Genomic DNA, 22,890 nt, shown 5'->3' on the forward strand with positions numbered 1-22,890 from the left:
TGCAGGTTTAATTCTTCAGCAAGGCTTGTTAGGGTTGGACGGCCCCTTTTAGCTAAAGGGTGAACACTCACTTAACCATAGCGGACAAGGCACAGGGATGCGATTTACCACCAAACTCTCTGCATTGATCACTCTGTTGGTCGCGCTGGCGATGTTTTTGATGCTGATGGGATGCTCATACAGCTTCTTTTACGTTACCCAGGATCGCCAGGAGCGCCGCTTTGATTCGCTGGTTACCTCTCTCGATCAGGCCATGTTGCACGAATCGCCGCGCGATCAGGAGAAATGGTTGCCGATCGTCATGCGCCCGCTCGGCATCGTGTCGATCCGCGTAGAGGCCGGCACCAGCCAGTTTCTCAACTATAAATTGCCGACGCTGAAAAAAGAGCCCTGGGATACGCTGAACGGCTATCGTCAGGTCTCGCGCCCCCTGTTGCAACACCCGGGCAGCACACTGTACATCACTTACCTCGATCCCTTCGCCAGCGACGTGCGCACGTTGCAGTCCACCGCCGCCGTCACGCTGTCGATCGTCGTCATGGTGGTGGTTTTGCTGTTCAGCCTGCGCTGGTTGCGTGAGCAGGCCGACGGTGAAGACCGCCTGGAACGCCGCGCGCGGCGCATTCTGAACGGCGAGCGTGAAAACGTCATGCAGGGCGACGTGCGTGAGTGGCCGGCCAACGTCAGCGGCGCGCTCGACCGCCTGCTGGCCGATCTGGCTGAAGCGCGGGAAGAGCGCAGCCGGGTCGATACGCTGATCCGCGCCTTCGCCGCGCAGGACGCCAAAACCGGGCTGAATAATCGCCTGTTCTTCGATAATCAATTGACCACTCAGCTGGAAGACGAAGGTTCGCACGGCATCGTGATGATGGTGCGGCTGCCCGATTTCGAGACCCTGCGCGACACGCACGGCAGCGTGGCGGTACAGGAGCTGATGTATTCGCTGGTCAACCTGCTGTCTACCTTCGTGATGCGCTACCCCTCGGCGCTGCTGGCGCGCTATTTCCACAGCGATTTTACCGTGCTGTTGCCGCATCGAACCCTGAAGGAAGCCGACGGCATCGCGTCACAGCTGGTCAACGCCATCGATGCCTTGCCTTCCACGGCGCTGATCGATCGCGAGGCCTTCCTGCACATCGGCATCGTGGCGTACCGCAGCGGGCAAACCACGGAGCAGGTGATCGATTACGCGGAGCAGGCGACGCGCCACGCGACGCTGCAGGGCGAAAACGGCTGGTATGTGTACGACAGCCAGGTGCCGGAAAAGGGGCGCGGCAGCGTCAAGTGGCGCACGCTGTTGGAACAGGTGCTGGCGCGCGGCGGCCCGCGGCTGTATCAGAAACCGGCGGTGACCGTAGAAGGCGAGGTACACCATCTTGAGATCATGAGCCGGATTTATGACGGCTCCCAGGAGTTGCTGCCGGCGGAATATATGCCGCTGGTGCAGCAGCTGGGGTTGGCGGAGAGTTACGATCGCCAACAGGTGAGCCGCATCCTCCCCTTGCTGGCGCAATGGCCTGAGGAAACGCTGGCGTTTCCGCTGTGCGTCGACTCGATTTTGCAGCGTTCTTTCCAGCGCTGGCTGCGCGATACGTTGTTGCAGTGCGAAAAAAGTCAGCGTAGGCGAATTCTGATTGAACTTGCGGAGGCAGATGTGTGTCAACATATCGACCGTTTGCGTCCGGTACTGAAGTTGCTGTCAGGGCTGGGCTGCCGCCTCGCGGTGTCCAAAGCGGGTTTAACCGTGGTCAGTACGTCCTATATCAAGTCGTTGCAGGTGGAGATCGTCAAGCTCCACCCGGGGCTGGTGCGGAGTATCGATAAGCGGGACGAAAATCAGCTGTTCGTGCAGAGCCTGACGGGTGCCTGCGCGGGCACGCACGCGCAGGTGTTCGCCGCCAGCGTGCGCACGCGCAACGAGTGGCAGACGCTGAAAGAGCGTGGTATCCACGGCGGGCAGGGCGACTTTTTCGCATCGCCGGAACCGATCGACGCGGGGCGTAAAAAATATTCACGTCGTTATCGCGTTTAAGCTGATTGCCGGACAAAAATTGACGTAGAATGAGCGCCGGATCCATCTGGGCCATGTCACCCGTCATTTTGGAGTTTTCTCCAATCTGCCTGCGACAACGACGCCTATTTGAGATAGGCTCTTGTCAGCTTTTATCTGGTTGACGTTGGTAGGTGCTTACCATCGGCGGCAATCAGGGAATATGTTAGATTTTATGAGCTGTGTTACGCCGTTTCGTGCGTTGACAGGGTGGTAAACTGAGCCTTTGTTCAGGGAATTCAGGCCTCATCCAATTTCCGTGCATTCGAGCAGAAACAATACAGACTATTTTTCACCGAAGTAGAACGTTTTTGCGCCTTGTCGCTGCTTCGTGTGGTTGGTAAAGTAGGCGGATTTTATTTTCCGCCCCCAGCTTGCAGGATTATCCTTTCGTTATGTTTAAGAAATTTCGTGGCATGTTTTCCAACGACTTGTCCATCGACTTGGGTACCGCCAATACCCTGATTTATGTTAAAGGGCAAGGCATCGTACTGAATGAACCTTCGGTGGTTGCCATTCGCCAGGATCGTGCCGGCTCCCCAAAGAGCGTAGCGGCCGTCGGTCATGACGCCAAACAGATGCTGGGCCGCACCCCCGGCAACATCGCGGCTATTCGCCCGATGAAAGACGGCGTAATCGCCGACTTCTTCGTGACCGAAAAAATGCTGCAGCACTTTATCAAACAGGTTCACAGCAACAGCTTCATGCGCCCAAGCCCGCGTGTGCTGGTCTGTGTGCCGGTCGGCGCAACCCAGGTTGAACGCCGCGCTATCCGCGAGTCCGCCCAAGGGGCCGGCGCGCGTGAAGTGTTCCTGATTGAAGAGCCGATGGCGGCGGCGATCGGCGCAGGTCTGCCGGTCTCCGAAGCGACCGGTTCCATGGTGGTGGATATCGGTGGCGGTACCACTGAAGTGGCGGTGATCTCGCTGAACGGCGTGGTGTACTCCTCTTCCGTGCGCATCGGCGGCGACCGCTTCGATGAAGCCATCATCAATTATGTGCGCCGTAACTACGGCTCGCTGATCGGCGAAGCGACCGCCGAGCGCATCAAGCACGAAATCGGTTCTGCCTATCCGGGCGACGAAGTGCGCGAAATCGAAGTCCGTGGCCGTAACCTGGCCGAAGGCGTACCGCGCGGCTTTACCCTGAACTCCAATGAAATCCTTGAAGCCCTGCAAGAGCCGCTGACCGGCATCGTCAGCGCGGTGATGGTTGCGCTGGAGCAGTGCCCGCCAGAATTGGCCTCCGACATTTCCGAACGCGGCATGGTATTGACCGGCGGCGGCGCGCTGCTGCGCAACCTCGATCGCCTGCTGATGGAAGAAACCGGCATTCCGGTCGTGGTGGCGGAAGACCCGCTGACCTGCGTGGCGCGCGGCGGCGGCAAGGCGTTGGAAATGATCGACATGCACGGCGGCGATTTGTTCAGCGAAGAATAGCCAGCCCCTGGAGGGAGGAATCGTATCGGATGAATGCGCACAGCGAAAATCGGGTACGGTTCCTCTTTCTGTTGTCGAGGAACTCGCATAATTTATGAAGCCGATTTTTAGCAGGGGGCCTTCCCTGCAACTGCGACTTTTTTTGGCGGTGATCGCGGCCATTGGCCTGATCGTTGCCGACAGCCGGCTCGGCACGTTCGTGAAGATACGCAACTACATGGACACCGCAGTCAGCCCTTTCTATTTTCTGGCCAACGGGCCGCGTAAAGTTTTGGACAGCGTGTCAGAAACGCTGGCCACCCGCCAACAGCTGGAGCTGGAAAACCGCGCTCTGCGGCAGGAACTGCTGCTGAAAAACAGCGATATTCTTCTTCTTGGCCAATTCAAGCAGGAAAACGCCCGCTTGCGCGAGCTGCTGGGTTCCCCGCTGCGCCAGGACGAACACAAGATGGTCACCCAGGTGATCTCCACCGGTTCCGATCCTTACAGCGATCAGGTGGTGATCGACAAGGGGTCGGACAACGGCGTCTATGAAGGCCAGCCGGTGATCAGCGACAAGGGCGTGGTCGGTCAGGTGGTGGCGGTGGCGAAAGTCACCAGCCGCGTGCTGCTGATCTGCGATGCCTCGCACGCGTTGCCGATCCAGGTGCTGCGCAACGATATTCGAGTGATCGCCGCAGGCAGCGGCTGCGCCGACGATCTGCAGCTGGAGCACCTGCCGAACAACACCGATATCCGCGTTGGCGACGTGCTGGTGACCTCCGGCCTCGGCGGCCGCTTCCCGGAAGGCTATCCGGTGGCGGTGGTCTCCTCGGTCAAGGTCGACAACCAGCGCGCTTACACCGTGATTCAGGCACGGCCGACCGCCGGTCTGCAGCGCTTGCGCTACCTGTTGCTGCTGTGGGGCGCCGATCGCAACGGCGACATGCCGCTGCCGCCGGACGAAGTGCACCGCGTGGCCAATGAACGCCTGATGCAGATGATGCCGCAGGTGCTGCCGCCTGCCGGCTCGGTCGGGCCGCAGCTGCCGGCTCCGGCTACCGGCGTGGCGCCGCAAACCGCCGCTCCGGCGTCTGCCCAGCCTCAGGTTCAGCCTGCCGCGGCGGGAGTGGTGCAATGAACAGCTACCGCAGCCACGGGCGCTGGATAATCTGGCTGTCGTTCCTGGTGGCGTTGGTGCTGCAAATCATGCCGTGGCCGGAGCAAATCTACATGTTCCGGCCTTCCTGGCTGGTGTTGATCCTGATTTACTGGGTAATGGCCTTGCCGCACCGGGTCAACGTCGGCACCGGCTTTGTGCTGGGGCTGATCATGGATCTGATCCTCGGCTCCACGCTGGGCGTGCGCGCGCTGGCGCTGGGCATCATCGCCTACCTGGTGGCGTTCAAATTCCAACTGTTCCGCAATATGGCGCTGTGGCAACAGGCGCTGATCGTCGTGCTGCTGTCGCTGTCGATGGACGTGGTGGTGTTCTGGGCTGAGTTTTTAGTGATCAACGTCTCTTTCCGCCCAGAGGTGTTCTGGAGTAGTGTGGTAAACGGCATTTTGTGGCCGTGGTTATTCCTGTTGATGCGCAAAATCCGCCGTCAGTTCGCCGTACAGTAAGGATATATCAATGACTTCGCTTTATCTGGCCTCCGGCTCCCCACGTCGACGTGAACTGCTGACCCTGCTGGGCGTGTCGTTCGACATTCTGCTGACGCATACCGAAGAGCAGCGCCGGGAAGGCGAAGCCGCCGAAGCCTATGTGCGCCGCCTGGCGCAGGACAAGGCCAAAGCCGGCGTGGCGCTGGCGCAGGAGGATCGGCCGGTGCTGGGCGCCGACACCATCGTGGTGCTCAACGGCCGGGTGCTGGAGAAGCCGCGCGATGAAGCCCATGCGGCCGAAATGCTGGCGGCCCTGTCCGGCAAGCAGCATCAGGTGATGACGGCGGTGGCGATCGCCGATCGCCACGACGTGCGCTGCCAGCTGGTGGTGACCGACGTGACGTTCCGCAGCCTGTCACAACAGGATATCCGCGACTATATTGCTACGGGCGAACCGATGGATAAGGCGGGCGCCTATGGAATTCAAGGAAAGGGTGGTTGTTTCGTCAGAACGATAACCGGGAGTTATCACGCGGTGGTCGGTCTGCCGCTGGTCGAAACACATGAGCTGCTCAGTAATTTTGTCGCATTACGTGATGTAAGAACCGGTTGATGGGCGCTGCCATTATCGACCGGCTCTGAGGAGAAGGCATGACCGCTGAGCTACTGGTTAATATCACACCGTCTGAAACGCGGGTCGCCTATATCGATGGCGGCATTCTGCAAGAGATCCATATCGAACGCGAATCCAAACGCGGCATCGTCGGCAATATCTATAAAGGACGCGTCAGCCGCGTTCTGCCGGGCATGCAGGCGGCGTTCGTCGACATCGGCCTGGACAAGGCCGCCTTCCTGCACGCCTCCGACATCATGCCGCATACCGAATGCGTCGCCGGCGACGAGCGGAAAAACTTCCACGTGCGCGACATCGCCGAGCTGGTGCGACAGGGGCAAGATCTGATGGTGCAGGTGGTGAAAGATCCGCTTGGCACCAAGGGCGCGCGCCTGACCACCGACATCACGCTGCCTTCGCGCTATCTGGTCTTCATGCCGGGCGCGGCGCACGTCGGCGTTTCGCAGCGTATCGACAGCGAAGCCGAGCGCGAGCGCCTGAAATCCATCGTTGCGCCGCACTGCGACGAGCTGGGCGGCTTTATCATCCGCACCGCGGCGGAAGGTATCGGCGAGGAAGAGCTGGCGCAGGACGCCGCGTTCCTTAAACGCCTGTGGACGAAGGTGATGGAGCGCAAGAAGCGCAACCAGACCAAATACAAGCTGTACGGCGAGCTGGCGCTGGCGCAGCGCATCTTGCGCGATTTCGCCGGCGCGGCGCTGGATCGCATCCGCGTCGATTCGCGACTGACCCACGATCTGCTGGTGGAGTTTACCGGCGAGTACATCCCGGACATTACCAACAAGCTCGAGCTCTATACCGGCAGCCAGCCGATTTTCGATCTGTACGATGTGGAAAACGAGATCCAGCGCGCGCTGGAACGCAAGGTGGAGCTGAAGTCCGGCGGCTATCTGATCATCGATCAGACCGAGGCGATGACCACGGTCGACATCAACACCGGCGCCTTCGTCGGCCACCGCAACCTCGACGAAACCATCTTCAATACCAACATTGAGGCGACGCAGGCCATCGCGCGCCAGCTGCGGCTGCGTAACCTGGGCGGCATCATCATCATCGACTTTATCGATATGAACAACGAAGAGCATCGCCGCCGGGTGCTGCACTCGCTGGAGCAGGCGTTGAGTAAAGATCGGGTAAAAACCACGATCAACGGCTTCTCTCAGCTAGGCTTAGTTGAAATGACGCGTAAACGAACGCGTGAAAGCATTGAACATGTGCTCTGTCACGATTGTCCTACTTGCAATGGGCGCGGCACCGTGAAAACGGTGGAAACTGTGTGCTACGAGATCCTGCGCGAGATTGTGCGCGTGCACCATGCTTACGATTCCGATCGCTTCCTGGTGTACGCTTCGGCGGCAGTCGGCGAAGCGCTGAAGAGCGAAGAGTCGCATGCGCTGGCCGAAGTGGAGATCTTCGTCGGCAAACAGGTGAAGGTGCAGATCGAACCGTTGTACAGCCAGGAGCAGTTCGACGTCGTCATGATGTAGCCCGCCCGACATCGTAAGGGCCCGGATGCCGGGCCCGTCAGTGCATAGATATTCCCGTTGCCAGGCAGCGGAGCAAGGAGAACTGCGTGAGGCGACTGCCTGGGATTCTGTTAGCAACAGGCGCCACCCTAATCGTGATTGTGGCGCTGCTGATCAGCGGGCTGCGCCTGATGCTGCCGAAGCTGAACGACTACCGTCCCCAACTGCTGGCGCAGGTGGAGAAGCTGTCCGGCGTGCCTGTGCAGATGGACTTCGTGCAGGGCAGTTGGGAAACGTTCGGCCCACAACTTGAAATGCGCAACCTGAACGCCACGCTGCCCAAAAGCGATGTGCATATCGAACGCGTGACGCTGGCGCTGGACGTGTGGCAATCGCTGCTGCACTGGCGCTGGCAGTTCCGCGATCTGACCTTCTATCAATTCCGGCTCGATCTGAACGCCACGCTGGGCGGCGACCGGCAGGGCGACGGCCTTGAGCCGGGTAAAATCAGCGATCTGATGCTGCGCCAGCTCGACCACTTCGATTTGCGCGACAGCCGTATCTCGTTCCTGACGCCCGCCGGCGCGCGCGCCGAATTCGACATTCCTCAGCTGACCTGGCTCAACGGCCGCGATCGCCACCGCGCCGAGGGGCAGATCAGCCTGTCGACGCTGAACGGCCAACACGGCGTGGTGCAGCTGCGCATGGACCTGCGCGATAATCAGGGCCTGCTGGACACCGGCACGGTCTACCTGCAGGCCGATAACATCGACATGAAACCCTGGTTCACCCGCTGGCTGCGCGCCAACACCGGGCTGGAAAGCGCCGACTTCAGCCTGGCGGCCTGGCTGCAGGTGCAAAACGGCGAGATTGCCGGCGGCCACGCGTTGCTTAAGCAGGGGGCGGCCAACTGGGATACCGGCGCCGCGCAGCACCGGCTGGACGTGGACAATCTGGCGCTGTCGCTGCGCCGCCAAGGCACCGGTTGGCAGCTCGACGTGCCGCAGTTGCGGTTGAGCACCGATGGCCAGGCCTGGCCGCAGGGCACGCTTTCTGCCCTGTGGCTGCCGGAAAACACCGAGTTCATGGGGCCGGCGCAGAATGAAGAGCTGCGGGTGCGCGCGACTAACCTTCAGTTGGAGCGCCTGTCGGCGCTGCTGCCGACCTTCTCGTTCCTCAGCCCGGACGTGCTCGATCGCTGGAACGATCTGCAGCCGCAGGGGAAGATGGAAGCCTTGGCGCTGGACATTCCGCTGAAGCAGCCGGAAAAGAGCCGTTTTCAGGCGCTGTGGCGCGATGTCAGCTGGCAGCGTTGGGAACTGCTGCCGGGCATCAACCACTTCTCCGGGGCGTTGAGCGGCGGGGTGGAGAACGGCCGCCTGACGCTGGGGCTGACAGGCAGCACCTTGCCTTACGGCGATATGTTCCGTGCGCCGCTTGAAGTCAGCAGCGCGCGCGGCGCGCTGACCTGGCGTTACAACGATCGGGGTTGGGAGCTGGCGAGCCAGGGGCTGGACGTCAAGGCGAAGTCGCTGTGGGTTAACGGCGATTTTCGTTATCAGCAGCCGGCCAAGGGCGATCCGTGGTTGAACATTCTGGCGGGCATCCGCCTGTATGACGGCGCCGACGCCTGGCGCTATTTCCCGGAACCGCTGATGGGCAAGCATCTGGTGGACTACCTGAGCGGCGCCATTCAGGGCGGCCAGGTGGATAACGCCACGCTGATTTATTCCGGCGATCCGCAGCACTTCCCGTACCGTAAAAACGAAGGGCAGTTCGAAGTCTTCGTGCCGCTGCGTCACGCCACTTTCCAGTTCCAACCGGGCTGGCCGGCGCTGACCGATTTGGCGATCGACCTCGACTTCGCTAACGAAGGATTGTGGATGCATGCGCCGCAAACCCGGTTGGGCAAGGTGGCGGGCAAAAATATCAGCGCGGTGATCCCGGATTACCTGAAAGAGCGGCTGCTGATCGACGCCGAAGTCGCGGGTGCGGGCAGCGACGTGCATGACTACTTCATGCAGACGCCGCTGCACGATTCGCTGGGGGCGGCGCTGGATCAGCTGCAGATTGGTGGTGATGTCAGTGGGCGCTTACATCTCGATATTCCCCTGGACGGCGAGCAGGTCAGAGCGACCGGTGAAGTGGCGCTGAACAACAATTCGTTGCTGATCAAGCCGCTGGACAGCGAGCTGCAAAAGCTCAGCGGCAAGTTCCGCTTCGACAACGGCAACCTGCAGAGCGACCCGCTGTCGGCCACCTGGTTCGGGCAACCGGTGGCGGTCAACTTCACCACCCAGGAAGGCGAGCGTGACTACAAGGTCAACGTCGGCCTGAAGGGCGACTGGCAGCCGGGCAAGTTCCCCGGCCTGCCGAAAGAGGCCGCCGATGCGCTCAGCGGCAGTGCGCCCTGGCAGAGCCAGGTGGCCATTACGCTGCCGCATCAGGGCTCGGCCAGTTACGATATCGGCCTTGACGCAGACCTGAAGAAAGTGAGCAGTCACTTACCTTCGCCACTGGACAAGGCGCCGGGCGAGGCGTTGCCGGTGAACGTCAAGGTCAAAGGCGGTCTTAACGGCTTCATGTTGACCGGCAGTGCGGGCAAGCAGAACCGCTTCAACAGCGAATGGAACTTCGACAAAAAACAGGTGAATCTGGCGCGCGCCGCCTGGCAAACCAACGGTGGCGGCACGCCGCCGCTGCCGGCCGGCAAGTCGATGACGCTGAACCTGCCGGCGCTGGACGGCGAGCAATGGCTGGCCCTGTTGGCGCCGGCGCTGAAACAGGGTGGCGGTAGCGGTCAGGTGGGCGGTTTCAGCTTCCCCACCACCGTGGCGCTGACCACGCCGCAGCTGCTGTTGGGCGGCCAGGCCTGGCATAAGCTGACGCTGTCGGCCGAAAAACAGCTGGGTGCCACCGTGGTGAGCGCCAAGAGCGATGAAGTGGACGGCAGCCTGCGGGTGGCCGATCGCGGGCCGTGGCGCGCCGATATCAACTACCTGTATTACAACCCGCAGTTCGCCGAGGCGAAAAACGCGGCGGGCACGCCGCCGCCGGCGGAGAAAGTTTCCTTCCGCGACTGGCCTTCGCTGATGTTGCGCTGCAAGTCGTGCTGGGTGCTGGGGCAGAACCTCGGCAGGGTCGAGGCGGATCTGAGCAATCGGGGCGATACCCTGACGCTGGATCACGGCCTGATCGACACCGGCAAAGGGCGCATGAGCGCCACCGGCCTGTGGAAGCAGAACGCGCAGGAAGAACGCAGCTCGTTGAAAGGCAAGCTGCTCGGCGGCAAGATCGATGAAACCGCCGCCTTCTTCGGCATCACTATCCCGCTGAAAGGGGCGCCTTATGACGTGGACTTCGATCTGTATTGGCACGGCGCGCCGTGGCAGCCGCAGGTCAATACGCTGAGCGGCGCGCTGCAGGTCAAGATGGGCAAGGGCGAGATCGACAGCATGGGCGGCGGCCGCGCCGGTCAGCTGCTGCGGCTGGTCAGCTTCGACGCCCTGCTGCGCAAGCTGCAGTTCGATTTCAGCGATACCTTCGGCAAAGGTTTCTACTTTGATTCCATCCGCAGCACCGCCTGGCTGAAAGATGGCATAATGCATACTGATAATCTATTGATCGATGGCCTGGCGGCGGATATAGCCATGAGTGGCCAGATCGATCTGGCGCGCCGGCGCATCGATATGGAGGCGGTGGTGGCGCCGGCGATTTCGGCGACCGTCGGCGTGGCCACGGCGTTTGTCGTCAACCCGATCGTCGGCGCGGCGGTATTTGCCGCCTCGCAGGTGCTGGGGCCGCTGTGGAGCAAGATTTCGCTGATTCGTTACCATATCAGCGGCGATCTCGATCAGCCGAAGATCAATGAGGTACTTCGTAAGGCAAAGGAGGATAAGGCGTCATGAGGAATGCTAACGTTGCGTTGTTGCAGTTGTGCAGTGGCGATCAGGTGCGCGATAACCTGGCCCAGATTGAACAGCAGATCAAGCAGCTCAATGCCGGGGTAAAACTGGTCATGACGCCGGAGAACGCGCTGCTGTTCGCTAACTCCGCGGCCTACCGCCAACAGGCGGAAAAACAGGGCGACGGTCCGCTGCAAAACGCGGTGCGCGAGCTGGCGCGCCGCTATGGCGTGTGGTTGCTGGTGGGCTCGATGCCCTTGATCAGCCGCGAAAACCCGGAGCTTATCACCACCAGCAGCCTGTTGTTCGACGAGCAGGGCGAGATCCGCGCCCGCTACGACAAACTGCACATGTTCGATGTGGACATCAACGATGCGCACGGCCATTACCGCGAGTCGGATACCTACCAGCACGGGCAGCACCTGACGGTGGTGGATACGCCGGTCGGGCGTTTGGGCATGACCATATGCTACGATCTGCGCTTCCCCGCGCTATTCCAGGCGCTGCGGGCGCAGGGCGCCGAACTGATTTCGGTGCCGGCGGCCTTTACCCGGGTCACCGGTGAGGCACATTGGGAAATCCTGCTGCGCGCCCGGGCGATCGAAAACCAGTGCATGATCCTGGCGCCGGCGCAGGTGGGGCGACACGGGCCGACTCGCCGCACCTGGGGCCACTCGCTGGCTGTCGACGGCTGGGGCAAGGTGTTGGCCGAGAACGCGGACGCCGTGGCGGCGCTGAAGGTGCGCGTGGACACCGCAAGCCTGCAGCCCTTGCGGCAACAGATGCCGGTATTGCAGCACAACCGATTCCAGACGTCGCTGACGGCGCCGTCTGACAAGCTATCCTCCAATCAAGAGTGAAACCATTATGAGCCTGACGTTTGTCAGTGAGCAGTTACTCGCTACCAACAAGCTGAGTCATCAAGACCTGTACCAGGTACTGGGTCAACTGGCAGAACGCCGTATCGACTACGCCGATCTCTATTTCCAGTCCAGCTATCACGAAGCCTGGGTGATCGAGGACGGCATCATCAAGGATGGCTCTTACAATATCGACCAGGGCGTCGGCGTGCGCGCCGTCAGCGGCGAGAAGACCGGCTTCGCCTATGCCGATCAGATCACCCTGAATGCGCTGCAGCAGAGCGCCCAGGCGGCGCGCAGCATCGTGCGTGAGCAGGGCAACGGGCGGGCGCACACCTTGGGCGAGATCGGTTACCGGGCGCTGTATCCGCTGCTCGATCCGCTGCAAAGCCTGCCGCGCGAAGAGAAAATTGCCCTGCTGCACCGCGTCGACAAGGTGGCGCGCGCCGCCGATGCACGGGTGCAGGAAGTGAACGCCAGCATCACCGGCGTTTACGAGCAGGTGTTGGTCGCCGCCACCGACGGCACGCTGGCGGCGGACGTTCGCCCGCTGGTGCGCCTTTCCGTCAGCGTGCTGGTGGAGCAGGACGGCAAGCGTGAGCGCGGCTCCAGCGGCGGCGGCGGCCGTTTCGGTTACGACTATTTCCTGGAAAGCGTCGACGGCGACGTGCGTGCCGATGTCTATGCCCAGGAAGCGGTGCGCATGGCGCTGGTCAATCTCGGTGCGGTAGCGGCGCCGGCCGGCAATATGCCGGTGGTGCTGGGGGCCGGCTGGCCGGGCGTACTGCTGCACGAGGCGGTGGGCCACGGCCTGGAAGGCGACTTCAACCGGCGCGGCACCTCGGTGTTCAGCGGCCATATGGGCGAGCTGGTGGCTTCCGAGCTCTGCACCGTGGTGGATGATGGCACCCTGCAAGGGCGCCGCGGCTCGCTGGCTATCGACGACGAAGGCGTACCGGGCCAGTACAACGTGCTGATCGAAAACGGCGTGCTGAAAGGCTACATGCAGGACAAGCTCAACGCGCGGCTGATGGGCGTCGCGCCGACCGGCAACGGCCGCCGCGAGTCCTATGCGCATCTGCCGATGCCGCGTATGACCAACACTTACATGCTGGCGGGCCAATCGACGCCGGAAGAGATCATCGCCAGCGTCGAGTACGGCCTGTACGCGCCGAACTTTGGCGGCGGCCAGGTGGACATTACCTCCGGCAAGTTCGTGTTTTCCACCACCGAAGCCTACCTGATCGAGAAGGGCCGCATCACCAAACCGGTGAAAGGGGCGACGCTGATCGGCTCCGGCATTGAGGCGATGCAGCAGATCTCGATGGTCGGCAACGATCTGGCGCTCGATAAAGGCGTGGGCGTGTGTGGCAAGGAAGGCCAGAGCGTGCCGGTAGGCGTCGGCCAACCGACGCTGAAACTGGATACGCTGACCGTCGGCGGCACGGCGTAATCTTTCCTCAAGGGGCCATGCGCTGGCCCCTTGTTCATTCTCCATGTTGAGTTTTTTCTCGCCCACGCAAAGAGTGCTGTGCGGCGATGATGCCGAGAAAGATGACGATGGCGTGCTTTGGTGTGTCTACCCAGCGTTGGTTGCTGTTGCTGGGCGTTCTTTCCCTGACGGGCTGCGCCCGTTCCGATGCGCTGTGGGGCGTGGTCGATAAGCTCTGCATGGCCAACTATCAGCAAAAGCGCGATCCGGCCCCGTGTGAGCAGATTTATATGCCGCAGGGGAAAGCGCAGGGTTTTAGCGTGCTGCAAAACCCGCGTTACCCCTACCACTTCATTCTGGTGCCGACGGCGCCGCTTTCCGGCATCGAAAGCCCGCTGCTGCTGGCCGGGGAGCGGACGGACTATTTTGGCTATGCATGGCTGATGCGTTACCGGCTGGCCGCCGAGTATGGCGGGCCGGTGCCGGACGACAGGCTGGGTATGGCGATCAACTCCGCTTATGGCCGCAGCCAGAACCAATTGCATATTCACCTGACCTGTCTGCGCGAAGATGTACGGCGCCAATTGCAGGCAGAACGCCCCTATATTCAGGAACAATGGCGACCTTTGCCGGATAAGCTGTTGCGCCACACCTACTATGCCCGCCGCGTGATGCAACCGACCGCGATGGGTATCTACCCGATTAAGGATCTTGCGGATTATTTTCATCTGTCGCCGCAGCAGCTGGCGGAGTATGGCGTGGCCGTCGTTCCGACCACGTTTGCCGGCCAACGGGGATTTATCTTGCTGGCCTCGAAGCGCGGCTGGGACGTTGGCAACCGCGCCTCGGTAGAATCGCTGCTGGATAAAACGTGTGCGATTTTGCCGCGTTAATCTCAAGACGGCAGGTGAGAGCGATGCGCTCTCACCTTATTCTTCCTATCTGAATCGCGCATCCCGCGCAAACAGAAAAGCGGCCTCCCGCAGGCGAGCGTCGGCTTCCGCCTGAGCGCCCTGATAACGCAAAATCATGATCAGCGTGGCGTAGACGTTGGCATCGATGCGGCGCTGCAGATAGGCGTTGGCCCACTGCCGATAGCCGGTCAACAGGGCATCATCACGCGTTTGGTTATAGACCAGCAGCGCGTGAGATTGCTCGTCGAACGTTTTGCGCTCCCGGTAGATCCAGGCGGCCGGCGGCGGCATCTGCTCGATGCTGTCGATGGTGGCCAGCATGGTGCGCTCCGATTGGGTGAGCGCCATGCGTCCTTGCCAGGCGAAGACCGCCATCGCCAACACGCCGATGGCCGCTATCGCCACCGGCAGGCTCAGGGCTTTGGCGAACGGCAGCGGGCGCGGCTCGCCGGTTTGGCCATCCAGCAGCGCCAGCAGCAGCAGAAACGCCAGCCAGTGCGGCGTAGACAGATAGAAAGGGTATTCCAGCTGGGTATGCACCAGCATCGGCAGCAGCACCAGGAACAGCCCGACGCGCGCACCGGCCGGCTGCTCGCGATCCCGTTGCCAGGCACGTTTCAACAGTAGCGCGCCGGCGACGAGGACGATAACGATCCCCGCCAGCGCCGGCAGGCCGCCCTCAACCCACCACAGCAGGATTTCATTGTGCGGATGCCCGGCGACTTCCAGCACTTCTCGCCAGGGCATGGTCTGCAGACGGAAGTGCGCGAAGCTGTATTCAAAGCCGCCGTAGCCCCAGCCCAGCAGCGGTTTGGCCAAGATCATGGCGCCGACGTCATGCAGCATGGTGAGGCGCGCACTATTGGAAAGTTCCCGACCGATCAGACCCGCGCGGCCATCCAGGCCGAAACCGGTGAACAATACCGTGGTGCCGATCGCCACGCCCAACAGCAGCGCGCCGCCGGCCCAGCGGCTTGCGGCCGGGCGCTGGCGGGCAAAGCGCCACAGCAGCAGCGCCGCTGCCAGGGCGCCGCCCAGCCAGGCGGCGCGCGACTGGATCAGCACCAGCAGGGCGGAGAAAGCGACCAGCAGCGCGAGCAACGGGAGTTGCCGCCGCTGCGTCTGCGCAGAGAGGGGGGCAAGCAGCAGCCAGAGCGCCAAAGCCAGCCCGGTGGCGATGAAGCTGCCGAGCACGTTCGGTTGCTGAAAGACGCCGTAGACCCGGCTGCCGTTAGGAGATACCCAGGCCAGAGCAGGGGCGAACAGCTGTAGCGCCGCCAACAGCGCCTGAACGCCGACGGCGAACAGCAGGCCGAACAGCAACAGGTCGCGCTGCCGGGCGGTGAGGCGCAGCTGCAGGCAAGCGACATAGAACAGCCAACCACCGAGCAAACCGGCGCAGCGCCACAGGGCATCTTCGCGCCACTCGGGGCGGGTATACAGCAGCGGCAACGCCAGCACGGCGATGCCGAGCAGCAACAGCCGTGCGGTGGGGGTAAGTGAAAGACGGATTCGGCCAACACAAACGGTGGCGGTCACGAGCAGCGTGGTCAGCGCCATAGCGCTCCAGGCCAGAATATTTTGCGGCAGCGCCAGGCCGCCGCCGCCCATGTTGGGGTGATAGACCGGCAGAATCACCGCCATCCAGATCAGCAGCAGGGGCAGCACGGCGATAGCCGGTGCGTTAACGGGGGCTTTATCGGTCATGGTTAACCCGCCAAGGCCTGATAGCGTTTATTGAAAGCATATTTTAATTATTCCCTATCCTTTATTCTGGTGTTTAAATTCGCTGAAACGTCAATGCCTAAAATGCTTTATGGGAATTGAAAAGACTTCATGTCGAAGCGATAAATAATTTTCCCTGTGAGCGCGGGGACGGCTTATATAAAAATTGGGAAGCCGTATTCAGTTGCCTGCAAAAGGGTGTTTTCTTTGTTTTAAAAACAGGGTTATCATTTTCTCAAATTTATCTCTCTTCAGTCAATTTTTAATCTATTGTTTTATTTTTTCATTTAAATCAATTGATTGTGATTTTTTGTGCATAATGAAACGCCGTGTGAGCGGCAGCGAGCGTCTGGGCTAGCAGGTGATGGAGCCAATGAGATAAGTATTTTCTTGTTAAATCATTGTTGCCAATGGCGGTGCGGCAGTCGTGGTTTTATTTATCACTGTTCATTATTTTATTTCACATTTTCTTTATCACGCCAGTTTTTGTTTTCATTAAGACTCTTCTTGTTCTTATAGTTTTTTTTAAGTTTTTTTAAAGTTAATTTTTTTAAGATTGTTCTGTGCCTATGGAAATAACGGAGCGATGGTCTGCCTATCCCTGTTGCCGTGACGAAAGACGGACCAACGCGCCTGTAAAAGCGCGTCAATCCACGTTTCACCGCTCTCACTCCACTTCGCCAATCCGCTCCAGCGCATCTACCACCAGATCCCAGAATTTATCCTGATCCAGTTTGACCGCGACCTGGGTGTGGCAGTCCGGCGGCGGCGGCGCGCGGAAGTCCGCGACCGTCATGCCCAGCGTCAGGGTGCCGGTCAGCTCGATATCCACCGGCGCTTTGCGCACCGTCATTACGCTCGGATCGATCACGTAGGCGACGGCGCAAGGATCGTGTACCGGCGGGGCGCTGAAGCCCTGCGCCTGCTGGTACATACGGCCAAAGAAGGCCAGCAGTTCGCCGACGAAGGTGGCCGGCCGGGTGCCGAGGGCGGCGATGCGCTCGCAGACTGCCGGCGTGGCCAAAGCCTGGTGGGTGAGATCCAACCCGACCATGGTCAGCGGCCATTTTTCGTTAAACACGATGTGCGCCGCCTCGGGATCGATTTTGATATTGAACTCTGCCACCGCGCTCCAGTTGCCCACATGGTAGCCACCGCCCATCAGCACCACTTCCTTGACCCGTTCGGCAATGCGCGGCTCTTTACGCACCGCCATGGCGATATTGGTCAGGCCGCCGGTCGGCACCAGCGTCACGCTGCCGGGCGGGTGGGCCATCACGGTCTCGATGATCAGATCCACCGCGTGGCGCGAGTCCAACTGCAGGTGGGGTTCCGGCAGCACCGGGCCATCGAGGCCGGAATCGCCGTGAATGTCGGGCGCCACTTCGATATTGCGCACCAGCGGGCGCGGGCAACCGGCGGCGAAGGGCACGCCGGTGATATTGGCGATGCGCGCCACCGCCAGCGCGTTGCGCGTCACTTTGTCCAGCGTCTGGTTACCCACCACGGTGGTGACCGCCAGCAGGTCGATCTGCGGATTGCCCCAGGCCAGCAACAGGGCGATGGCGTCGTCATGCCCCGGGTCACAGTCCAGTATGATTTTTTTCATGGTTATTCCTGATGCAGGGAGAGGTTCCCGCAGCATAACGCAGCGCGGCGGCGTGGGATAATGCCGATGGTGCTTTTGTTAACGGCATCAAAGCCTTGCCACTTTTACGATGTAATGAAACGTAAATCCTGCTCGACGGGCTTTACCCTGGAGTTTGCTCCAGGGTTTACAGTGAGGTTCAGCGTTAATGCACAGAGGAGAGGCGGGATGAGCTTGCTGAAAAGGTTGTTGGGGCAGGGCGGGATTAACGGCGGTCATCAGCGCGCGAGCCACGGCGGCGGGCATCATGGCAACCGCTATAACCAGCATGGCGAGCCGGGGCCGCAGTGCCCGGAATGCCGGGCGGTGAATAAATCGGGCGCGCGTTATTGCCATCGCTGCGGCCAGCCGTTTGCCGCGCTGAACGCCACCTGCGGCCAGTGCGCTGCGCCGCTGCCGCCGGGCAGCCGCTTTTGCCCGCAGTGCGGCGGCGGTGTGCCGTGAACCGGGGCGGTTGGACGTTCGCGCTGCTGCTGGGCGCAATGGCGCTGTGGACCGTGTTGGCCTGCGGCGTGGCCGGCGTGCTGACCTGGCTCCCGGCGTTGGCGGACGCGGCCGGCGGCGCATCGCTGCCGGTGAGCGGTGCGCTGACTTTGGTGCCGCAGGCGGTGCTGGATGCCTGGCTGCCGTGGCTGAAACAGCTGGGCAGCGGGCTGGCGAGCTATTTTCCTCTGCTGCTGAACTGGGCGGGCTACGCCGTCTGGCTGCTGTGGGGCCTCGGCATGCTGGCTCTGATGCTGCTGGGCGCGCTGGCGCACCGCTATTTGAGCGCCGCTCAGCGATAACCCTGATAGACTGCCGCCACCCGTTCGAAATAGTCGGTTAGGTAGTTGATACATACCTGCACCTTCAGCGGCAGTTTGTCCTTCTCGGTATAGAGCGCGTAGATCGGCCGCGGATCCGAATGGTAGCTTTTGAACAGGATCTCGATCTCGCCGCGTTTGATCTCTTCGATCACCCACATCAGCGGGGCGTAGGCGATGCCGGCGCCGTTTTTCAGCCAACGGATCATGGTGGAGGAGTCGTTGGTGACGAAGCGCCCCTGTGGTGAAATGCGCGTGGTGATGCCCTCCGGCGACATCAGTTCAAATTCGCTGTCGGGGCGCACGCTGTACTCGAGCCAGGAAAAGTTGACCATGTCGCTCGGCTTCTGTGGCGTGCCGTGCTGGCTGAGGTAGCTTTTGGCCGCGCACACCACCATCGGCATCTGCCCCAGGCGGCGGGAGAACAGGCTGGAGTCCTGCAGCGCGCCGGTACGGATCACCAGATCCAATCCGTCGGTGATCAGATCTGGCGCCGGAATGCCGGTCACCAGGTTGACCGTCAGGCCCGGGTACTCTTTCATCATCTCGGCGGTCATGTTCGCCAGCACGTTTTGCGCCATGGTGGATGAGCTGCCGATGCGCAGCGTGCCGGCGGGGGTATTGTTAAACGCGTACAACTGCTCATGCACTTCGCTGACTTCCTGCAGCATGCGTCGGCAGCCCTGATAGTAGATTTTGCCGGCCTCGGTCAGGCCGATGCTGCGCGTGCTGCGGTTCAACAGCTTGACCTGCAGCTCATTTTCCAATTTCGAGACGGTTTGGCTAATCGATGAAACGCTCATGTCGAGCTGGCGCGCGGCCGCGGTAAACGACCCGAACTCAACCACTTTGGCGAATACCGACATCCGTTTTAATCTTTCCATTATTCACTCTGGCTTAAAAGTGATTTAGATCACAGATTGTTGATGCCTTGATAGTAAGCAGGCTAATATAACGTGGTCGGGTGAATAGACCTTACCAACGTGCGAGAGCGAGCGGCGACGTAATCCTGCCGCTCCTCCGGCACCCTCGCAATCCCTGTCGTGGACGTCTGCCCCAAAGTTTAACCTTTTTTCGGGTTCGTGACCTGGACAAGCTGTCTGGTCAAGATTTGTGGCGCGCGCACGCTAAAATGTAAAGAGAATGTGAATGGCGAGATGTGTCTTTCCCCGGCGCAGTGAACAATAAGGAAAAATTGATGAGTTTGCTTCCGGTTATGGTCATCTTCGGACTGTCGTTTCCGCCGGTGTTTTTCGAGCTGCTGGTGTCGCTGGCGCTGTTTTTTCTCTTGCGCCGCCTGCTGCAGCCGACGGGGATTTACGATTTTGTCTGGCATCCGGCGCTGTTTAATACCGCGCTGTATTGCTGCTTGTTTTATCTGATTTCATGTCTTTTTGTTTGAGGTCGCTGTGAAAAATTTTTCGATAAAAATAACCCGAATCGCGATCACTTTGATTCTTGTGCTGCTGGGCATCGTTGCGGTGTTCAAGGCCTGGGTGTTCTACACCGAGTCGCCGTGGACGCGTGACGCCAAGTTTACCGCCGACGTGGTGGCGATCGCGCCGGACGTCAGCGGCCTGCTGACCGACGTGCCGGTGGTGGACAACCAGCTGGTGAAGAAAGGCCAGGTGCTGTTCGTGGTCGATCGGCCGCGCTATGAGCAGGCGCTGGCGGAGGCCGGTGCCGACGTCGCCTACTATCAAGCGCTGGCGGCGGAAAAACGGCGTGAGGCCGGCCGCCGCGTGAAGTTGGGCGTGCAGGCGATGTCGCAGGAAGAAATCGACCAGTCGAACAACTCGCTGCAGACCGTGCAGCACCAGCTGGCGAAGGCCGTGGCGGCGCGCGAGCTGGCGCAGCTGGATCTGGAGCGCACCACGGTGCGCGCCCCGGCCGATGGCTGGATCACCAACCTCAACGTCCACGCCGGCGAATACATCACCCGCGGCTCGGTGGCGGTGGCGCTGGTGAAGAAAGACTCCTTCTACATTCTGGCGTATCTGGAAGAAACCAAGCTGACCGGCCTGAATAAGGGCGACCGCGCGGAGATCACCCCGCTCGGCAGCAATCGCATCATGCATGGCACCGTCGACAGCGTGGCGGCCGCGGTGAACAACAGCAGCAGCACGGTTAACAATAAAGGGTTGGCCTCGATCGACAGCAACCTGGAGTGGGTGCGCCTGGCGCAGCGCGTGCCGGTGAAGATCCTGCTGGACGCCAAGGACCAACAGCATCCGTACCCGGCCGGCACCACCGCCACCGTGGTGATCGTCGGCAAGAACGATCGCAATGCCGACAGCGGCTCGCCCTTTGTGCGCCTGATGCACCGGCTGCGTGAGTTCGGCTAATGAACAGCCCAACCTTTATCCGGCTGAGATTTGCCTTCAAACTCAGCTTCGCGATTGTGTTTGCGCTGTTCGTCGGCTTCCATCTCAACCTGGAAACCCCGCGCTGGTCGGCGATGACCGCCGCCATCGTCGCCGCCGGCCCGGCCTTTGCTGCCGGCGGTGAACCCTTCTCCGGCGCCATCCGCCACCGCGGCTGGCTGCGCATCATCGGCACCTTTATCGGCTGCTTTGTCGGCCTGATCATTATCATCACCACCGCCCGCGCGCCGGTGGTGATGCTGCTGCTGTGCTGCATCTGGGCCGGCTTCTGCACCTGGCTCTCTTCGCTGATCAAGGTCGAGAACTCCTACGCCTGGGGCCTGGCCGGCTATACCGCGCTGATCATCATCGTGACGGTCGCCACCAGCGAGGCCCATCTGCTGGAAGCGCCGCAGTTCGCCATCGAGCGTTGCAGCGAGATCGTGCTGGGCATCGTCAGCGCCGTATTGGCGGATCTGCTGTTCTCGCCGCGTTCGATCAAGCAGGACATCGATCGGGCGGTGGATCAGCTGTTGGTGGATCAATATCGCCTGATGCAGATGTGCATCAGCAACGCCGACAAAGAGGATATCGACCGCGCCTGGAGCAATCTGGTCAAGAGCACCACGGCGCTGGACGGCATGCGCAACAACCTGATGATGGAGTCCTCGCGCTGGCAGAAGGTCAACCGTCGGGTAAAAGCGCTGCATACCCTGTCGCTGACGCTGATCACCCAGGCCTGCGAAACCTATCTGATCCTGCTGAACCACCCGGATGCGCTGCAAGCGAGCCTGCGGGAGCAACTGATGGTGCCGGCGGAAACGCCGCAGGAGATCCACAAGCGCATGAAGCTGTTGCGCCAGGTGCTGACCACGCATCGCTCCGAGGAAACGCTGCCGACCCTCACCGGCTGGGTCGGCGCGGCAACGCGCTACCTGCTGCTGTCGAAGGGCGTACACACCAACGGCAGCATCAGCGCGGTGGAAGAGGACGTGTTGAGCAATGAAACCGTGGTCAAGCCGACCTCGGCAGAAGGGCATCATGCGCTGATCAACGGTCTGCGCACCTTTGTGGCCACGGCCTTCGGCTGCCTGCTGTGGCTGTGGACCGGCTGGACGTCCGGCAGCGGCTTTATGGTGATCATTGCGGTGATCACCTCGCTGGCGATGCGTACCCCGGCGCCGCGCATGGTGGCGATGGATTTCGTGCTGGGCATGCTGGCGGCGATCCCGGTCGGTTCCCTGTTCTTCATGGTGATCCTGCCGGCGACGCAGCAGAGCATTTTGCTGCTGTGTCTCAGCCTCGGCCTGCTGGCGTTTTTCATCGGCATCGAGGTGCAGAAGCGGCGGCTCGGTTCGCTGGGGCTGTTGGCGGGGACGATCAATATTCTGGTGCTGAGCAACCCGATGGAGTTCAACGTCACACAGTTTCTCGATGGGGCGCTCGGCCAGTTCCTCGGCAGCTGCGTCGGGCTGATGGTGCTGCTGTTGATCCGCGACAATTCGCGCGAGCGCACCGGCCGCACGTTGCTCAACCAGTTCGTCAGCAGCGCGGTGTCGGCGCTGACCACCAAGGCGGCGCGCCGTCGGCAGAACCACCTGCCTGCGCTGTATCAGCAGCTTAACCAGCTGCTGATGATGTTTCCGAACGATATCGCCAAGTATCGTCTGGCGCTGAACCTGATCATTGCCCACCAGCGCATGCAGCGGGCGGAAATTCCGGTCAGCGAAGAGCTGTCGGCCTTCCACCGCCAGATCCGCAGCACCGCCGATCGGGTGGTCTCCGCCAAGAACGACGTCAAGCGCGCCTATTACTACGATCGCTTGCTGAGTGAGATGAATGAGTACCAGCAAAAATTGGTGGACAATCAGGCGCCGCTCAGCGTCACCGGGCCGGTGAAACGCCTGGCCGACATGCTGCATCGCTATCGCCACGCCTTGATCGATTGATGCGTTCCCGCCTGTTGCGCCGCGTTGCGCGGCGCCTTCCCCGACTATACTGAAAGCAGCGCCTGGTACGGCGGCCGTCTTACAAGAGGCGGCCCGTTTTCAGAGCGACTCCGAG

At 61.1% G+C, this 22,890-nt stretch carries 18 protein-coding genes; 15 read left to right on the forward strand and 3 right to left on the reverse strand.

The window, feature by feature from the left end:
* Positions 1–97: 97 nt before the first annotated feature.
* The 10 genes from csrD to ACUTSC_RS00520 all read left to right on the forward strand — a co-directional run bounded on the left by csrD (position 98) and on the right by ACUTSC_RS00520 (position 14,266).
* Positions 98–2,032, forward strand: coding sequence for an RNase E specificity factor CsrD (csrD, locus tag ACUTSC_RS00475; RefSeq protein ID WP_197767560.1), 1,935 nt, complete (start codon positions 98–100; stop codon positions 2,030–2,032).
* Between the two features lie 413 nt (positions 2,033–2,445).
* A complete protein-coding gene (gene mreB / locus ACUTSC_RS00480; protein WP_003855260.1) occupies positions 2,446–3,489 on the forward strand; it encodes a rod shape-determining protein MreB in 1,044 nt (347 codons plus the stop codon).
* 94 nt (positions 3,490–3,583) lie between these two features.
* On the forward strand, positions 3,584–4,609 hold the full coding sequence (gene mreC / locus ACUTSC_RS00485) for a rod shape-determining protein MreC (protein ID WP_197767559.1): 1,026 nt from the start codon (positions 3,584–3,586) through the stop codon (positions 4,607–4,609).
* On the forward strand, positions 4,606–5,094 hold the full coding sequence (gene mreD, locus ACUTSC_RS00490) for a rod shape-determining protein MreD (protein ID WP_004936918.1): 489 nt from the start codon (positions 4,606–4,608) through the stop codon (positions 5,092–5,094). The genes mreC and mreD overlap by 4 nt, the downstream gene beginning before the upstream one ends.
* A 10-nt stretch (positions 5,095–5,104) precedes the next feature.
* Positions 5,105–5,689, forward strand: a complete 585-nt coding sequence (locus ACUTSC_RS00495; protein WP_048321988.1) for a Maf family protein — start codon at positions 5,105–5,107, stop codon at positions 5,687–5,689.
* Positions 5,690–5,727: 38 nt separating this feature from the next.
* Positions 5,728–7,197 (forward strand): ribonuclease G, encoded by a 1,470-nt coding sequence (gene rng, locus ACUTSC_RS00500; protein ID WP_025304418.1) that lies wholly within the window; start codon positions 5,728–5,730, stop codon positions 7,195–7,197.
* An 86-nt stretch (positions 7,198–7,283) separates the two neighbouring features.
* Positions 7,284–11,084 (forward strand): AsmA2 domain-containing protein YhdP, encoded by a 3,801-nt coding sequence (yhdP, locus tag ACUTSC_RS00505; protein WP_197767558.1) that lies wholly within the window; start codon positions 7,284–7,286, stop codon positions 11,082–11,084.
* Positions 11,081–11,941, forward strand: coding sequence for a deaminated glutathione amidase (gene nit1, locus ACUTSC_RS00510; RefSeq protein WP_047729770.1), 861 nt, complete (start codon positions 11,081–11,083; stop codon positions 11,939–11,941). The genes yhdP and nit1 overlap by 4 nt, the downstream gene beginning before the upstream one ends.
* A 7-nt stretch (positions 11,942–11,948) precedes the next feature.
* The gene (tldD, locus tag ACUTSC_RS00515) at positions 11,949–13,394 is read left to right on the forward strand and encodes a metalloprotease TldD (protein ID WP_197767557.1); all 1,446 of its coding nucleotides are present in this window, start codon (positions 11,949–11,951) and stop codon (positions 13,392–13,394) included.
* 107 nt (positions 13,395–13,501) lie between these two features.
* On the forward strand, positions 13,502–14,266 hold the full coding sequence (locus ACUTSC_RS00520; RefSeq protein ID WP_197767556.1) for a CDP-diacylglycerol diphosphatase: 765 nt from the start codon (positions 13,502–13,504) through the stop codon (positions 14,264–14,266).
* A gap of 45 nt (positions 14,267–14,311) precedes the next feature.
* Here ACUTSC_RS00520 and ACUTSC_RS00525 read toward each other — a convergent pair whose 3' ends face one another.
* Both ACUTSC_RS00525 and uriH read right to left on the reverse strand, forming a co-directional pair.
* Entirely contained in the window at positions 14,312–15,994 is a 1,683-nt protein-coding gene (locus ACUTSC_RS00525; RefSeq protein WP_197767555.1) for a Wzy polymerase domain-containing protein, read from the reverse strand.
* 685 nt (positions 15,995–16,679) lie between these two features.
* On the reverse strand, positions 16,680–17,621 hold the full coding sequence (gene uriH / locus ACUTSC_RS00530; RefSeq protein WP_063988580.1) for a uridine-preferring nucleoside hydrolase UriH: 942 nt from the start codon (positions 17,619–17,621) through the stop codon (positions 16,680–16,682).
* Positions 17,622–17,828: 207 nt separating this feature from the next.
* Between uriH and ACUTSC_RS00535 the strand changes: the two genes are divergently transcribed.
* Both ACUTSC_RS00535 and ACUTSC_RS00540 read left to right on the forward strand, forming a co-directional pair.
* On the forward strand, positions 17,829–18,104 hold the full coding sequence (locus ACUTSC_RS00535) for a double zinc ribbon domain-containing protein (protein WP_197767554.1): 276 nt from the start codon (positions 17,829–17,831) through the stop codon (positions 18,102–18,104).
* On the forward strand, positions 18,101–18,445 hold the full coding sequence (locus ACUTSC_RS00540) for a hypothetical protein (protein WP_445653027.1): 345 nt from the start codon (positions 18,101–18,103) through the stop codon (positions 18,443–18,445). Before ACUTSC_RS00535 ends, ACUTSC_RS00540 begins: the two co-directional genes overlap by 4 nt.
* Here the strand turns inward: ACUTSC_RS00540 and aaeR are convergent.
* The gene (gene aaeR, locus ACUTSC_RS00545) at positions 18,436–19,347 is read right to left on the reverse strand and encodes an HTH-type transcriptional activator AaeR (protein ID WP_004936950.1); all 912 of its coding nucleotides are present in this window, start codon (positions 19,345–19,347) and stop codon (positions 18,436–18,438) included. The two genes, ACUTSC_RS00540 and aaeR, sit on opposite strands and share 10 nt — an antisense overlap.
* A 314-nt stretch (positions 19,348–19,661) precedes the next feature.
* Between aaeR and aaeX the strand changes: the two genes are divergently transcribed.
* From aaeX to aaeB, 3 genes are read left to right on the forward strand one after another with little or no spacing between them, the layout of a single operon-like run.
* Positions 19,662–19,865, forward strand: a complete 204-nt coding sequence (gene aaeX, locus ACUTSC_RS00550) for a p-hydroxybenzoic acid efflux pump operon protein AaeX (RefSeq protein ID WP_004936952.1) — start codon at positions 19,662–19,664, stop codon at positions 19,863–19,865.
* 7 nt (positions 19,866–19,872) lie between these two features.
* Positions 19,873–20,808 (forward strand): p-hydroxybenzoic acid efflux pump subunit AaeA, encoded by a 936-nt coding sequence (aaeA, locus tag ACUTSC_RS00555; protein WP_197767551.1) that lies wholly within the window; start codon positions 19,873–19,875, stop codon positions 20,806–20,808.
* Entirely contained in the window at positions 20,808–22,775 is a 1,968-nt protein-coding gene (aaeB, locus tag ACUTSC_RS00560) for a p-hydroxybenzoic acid efflux pump subunit AaeB (RefSeq protein WP_197767550.1), read from the forward strand. The genes aaeA and aaeB overlap by 1 nt, the downstream gene beginning before the upstream one ends.
* Positions 22,776–22,890: the final 115 nt, after the last annotated feature.

This window comes from Serratia sp. TSA_105.2 (assembly GCF_052692115.1).

Excerpts from the sequence above, each read along its gene's own strand:
- csrD (WP_197767560.1), top strand. The coding sequence starts at position 98 with ATGCGATTTACCACCAAACTCTCTGCATTGATCACTCTGTTGGTCGCG.
- mreB (WP_003855260.1), top strand. The coding sequence starts at position 2,446 with ATGTTTAAGAAATTTCGTGGCATGTTTTCCAACGACTTGTCCATCGAC.
- mreC (WP_197767559.1), top strand. The coding sequence starts at position 3,584 with ATGAAGCCGATTTTTAGCAGGGGGCCTTCCCTGCAACTGCGACTTTTT.
- mreD (WP_004936918.1), top strand. The coding sequence starts at position 4,606 with ATGAACAGCTACCGCAGCCACGGGCGCTGGATAATCTGGCTGTCGTTC.
- ACUTSC_RS00495 (WP_048321988.1), top strand. The coding sequence starts at position 5,105 with ATGACTTCGCTTTATCTGGCCTCCGGCTCCCCACGTCGACGTGAACTG.
- rng (WP_025304418.1), top strand. The coding sequence starts at position 5,728 with ATGACCGCTGAGCTACTGGTTAATATCACACCGTCTGAAACGCGGGTC.
- nit1 (WP_047729770.1), top strand. The coding sequence starts at position 11,081 with ATGAGGAATGCTAACGTTGCGTTGTTGCAGTTGTGCAGTGGCGATCAG.
- tldD (WP_197767557.1), top strand. The coding sequence starts at position 11,949 with ATGAGCCTGACGTTTGTCAGTGAGCAGTTACTCGCTACCAACAAGCTG.
- ACUTSC_RS00520 (WP_197767556.1), top strand. The coding sequence starts at position 13,502 with ATGGCGTGCTTTGGTGTGTCTACCCAGCGTTGGTTGCTGTTGCTGGGC.
- ACUTSC_RS00525 (WP_197767555.1), bottom strand. The coding sequence starts at position 15,994 with ATGACCGATAAAGCCCCCGTTAACGCACCGGCTATCGCCGTGCTGCCC.
- uriH (WP_063988580.1), bottom strand. The coding sequence starts at position 17,621 with ATGAAAAAAATCATACTGGACTGTGACCCGGGGCATGACGACGCCATC.
- ACUTSC_RS00535 (WP_197767554.1), top strand. The coding sequence starts at position 17,829 with ATGAGCTTGCTGAAAAGGTTGTTGGGGCAGGGCGGGATTAACGGCGGT.
- aaeR (WP_004936950.1), bottom strand. The coding sequence starts at position 19,347 with ATGGAAAGATTAAAACGGATGTCGGTATTCGCCAAAGTGGTTGAGTTC.
- aaeX (WP_004936952.1), top strand. The coding sequence starts at position 19,662 with ATGAGTTTGCTTCCGGTTATGGTCATCTTCGGACTGTCGTTTCCGCCG.
- aaeB (WP_197767550.1), top strand. The coding sequence starts at position 20,808 with ATGAACAGCCCAACCTTTATCCGGCTGAGATTTGCCTTCAAACTCAGC.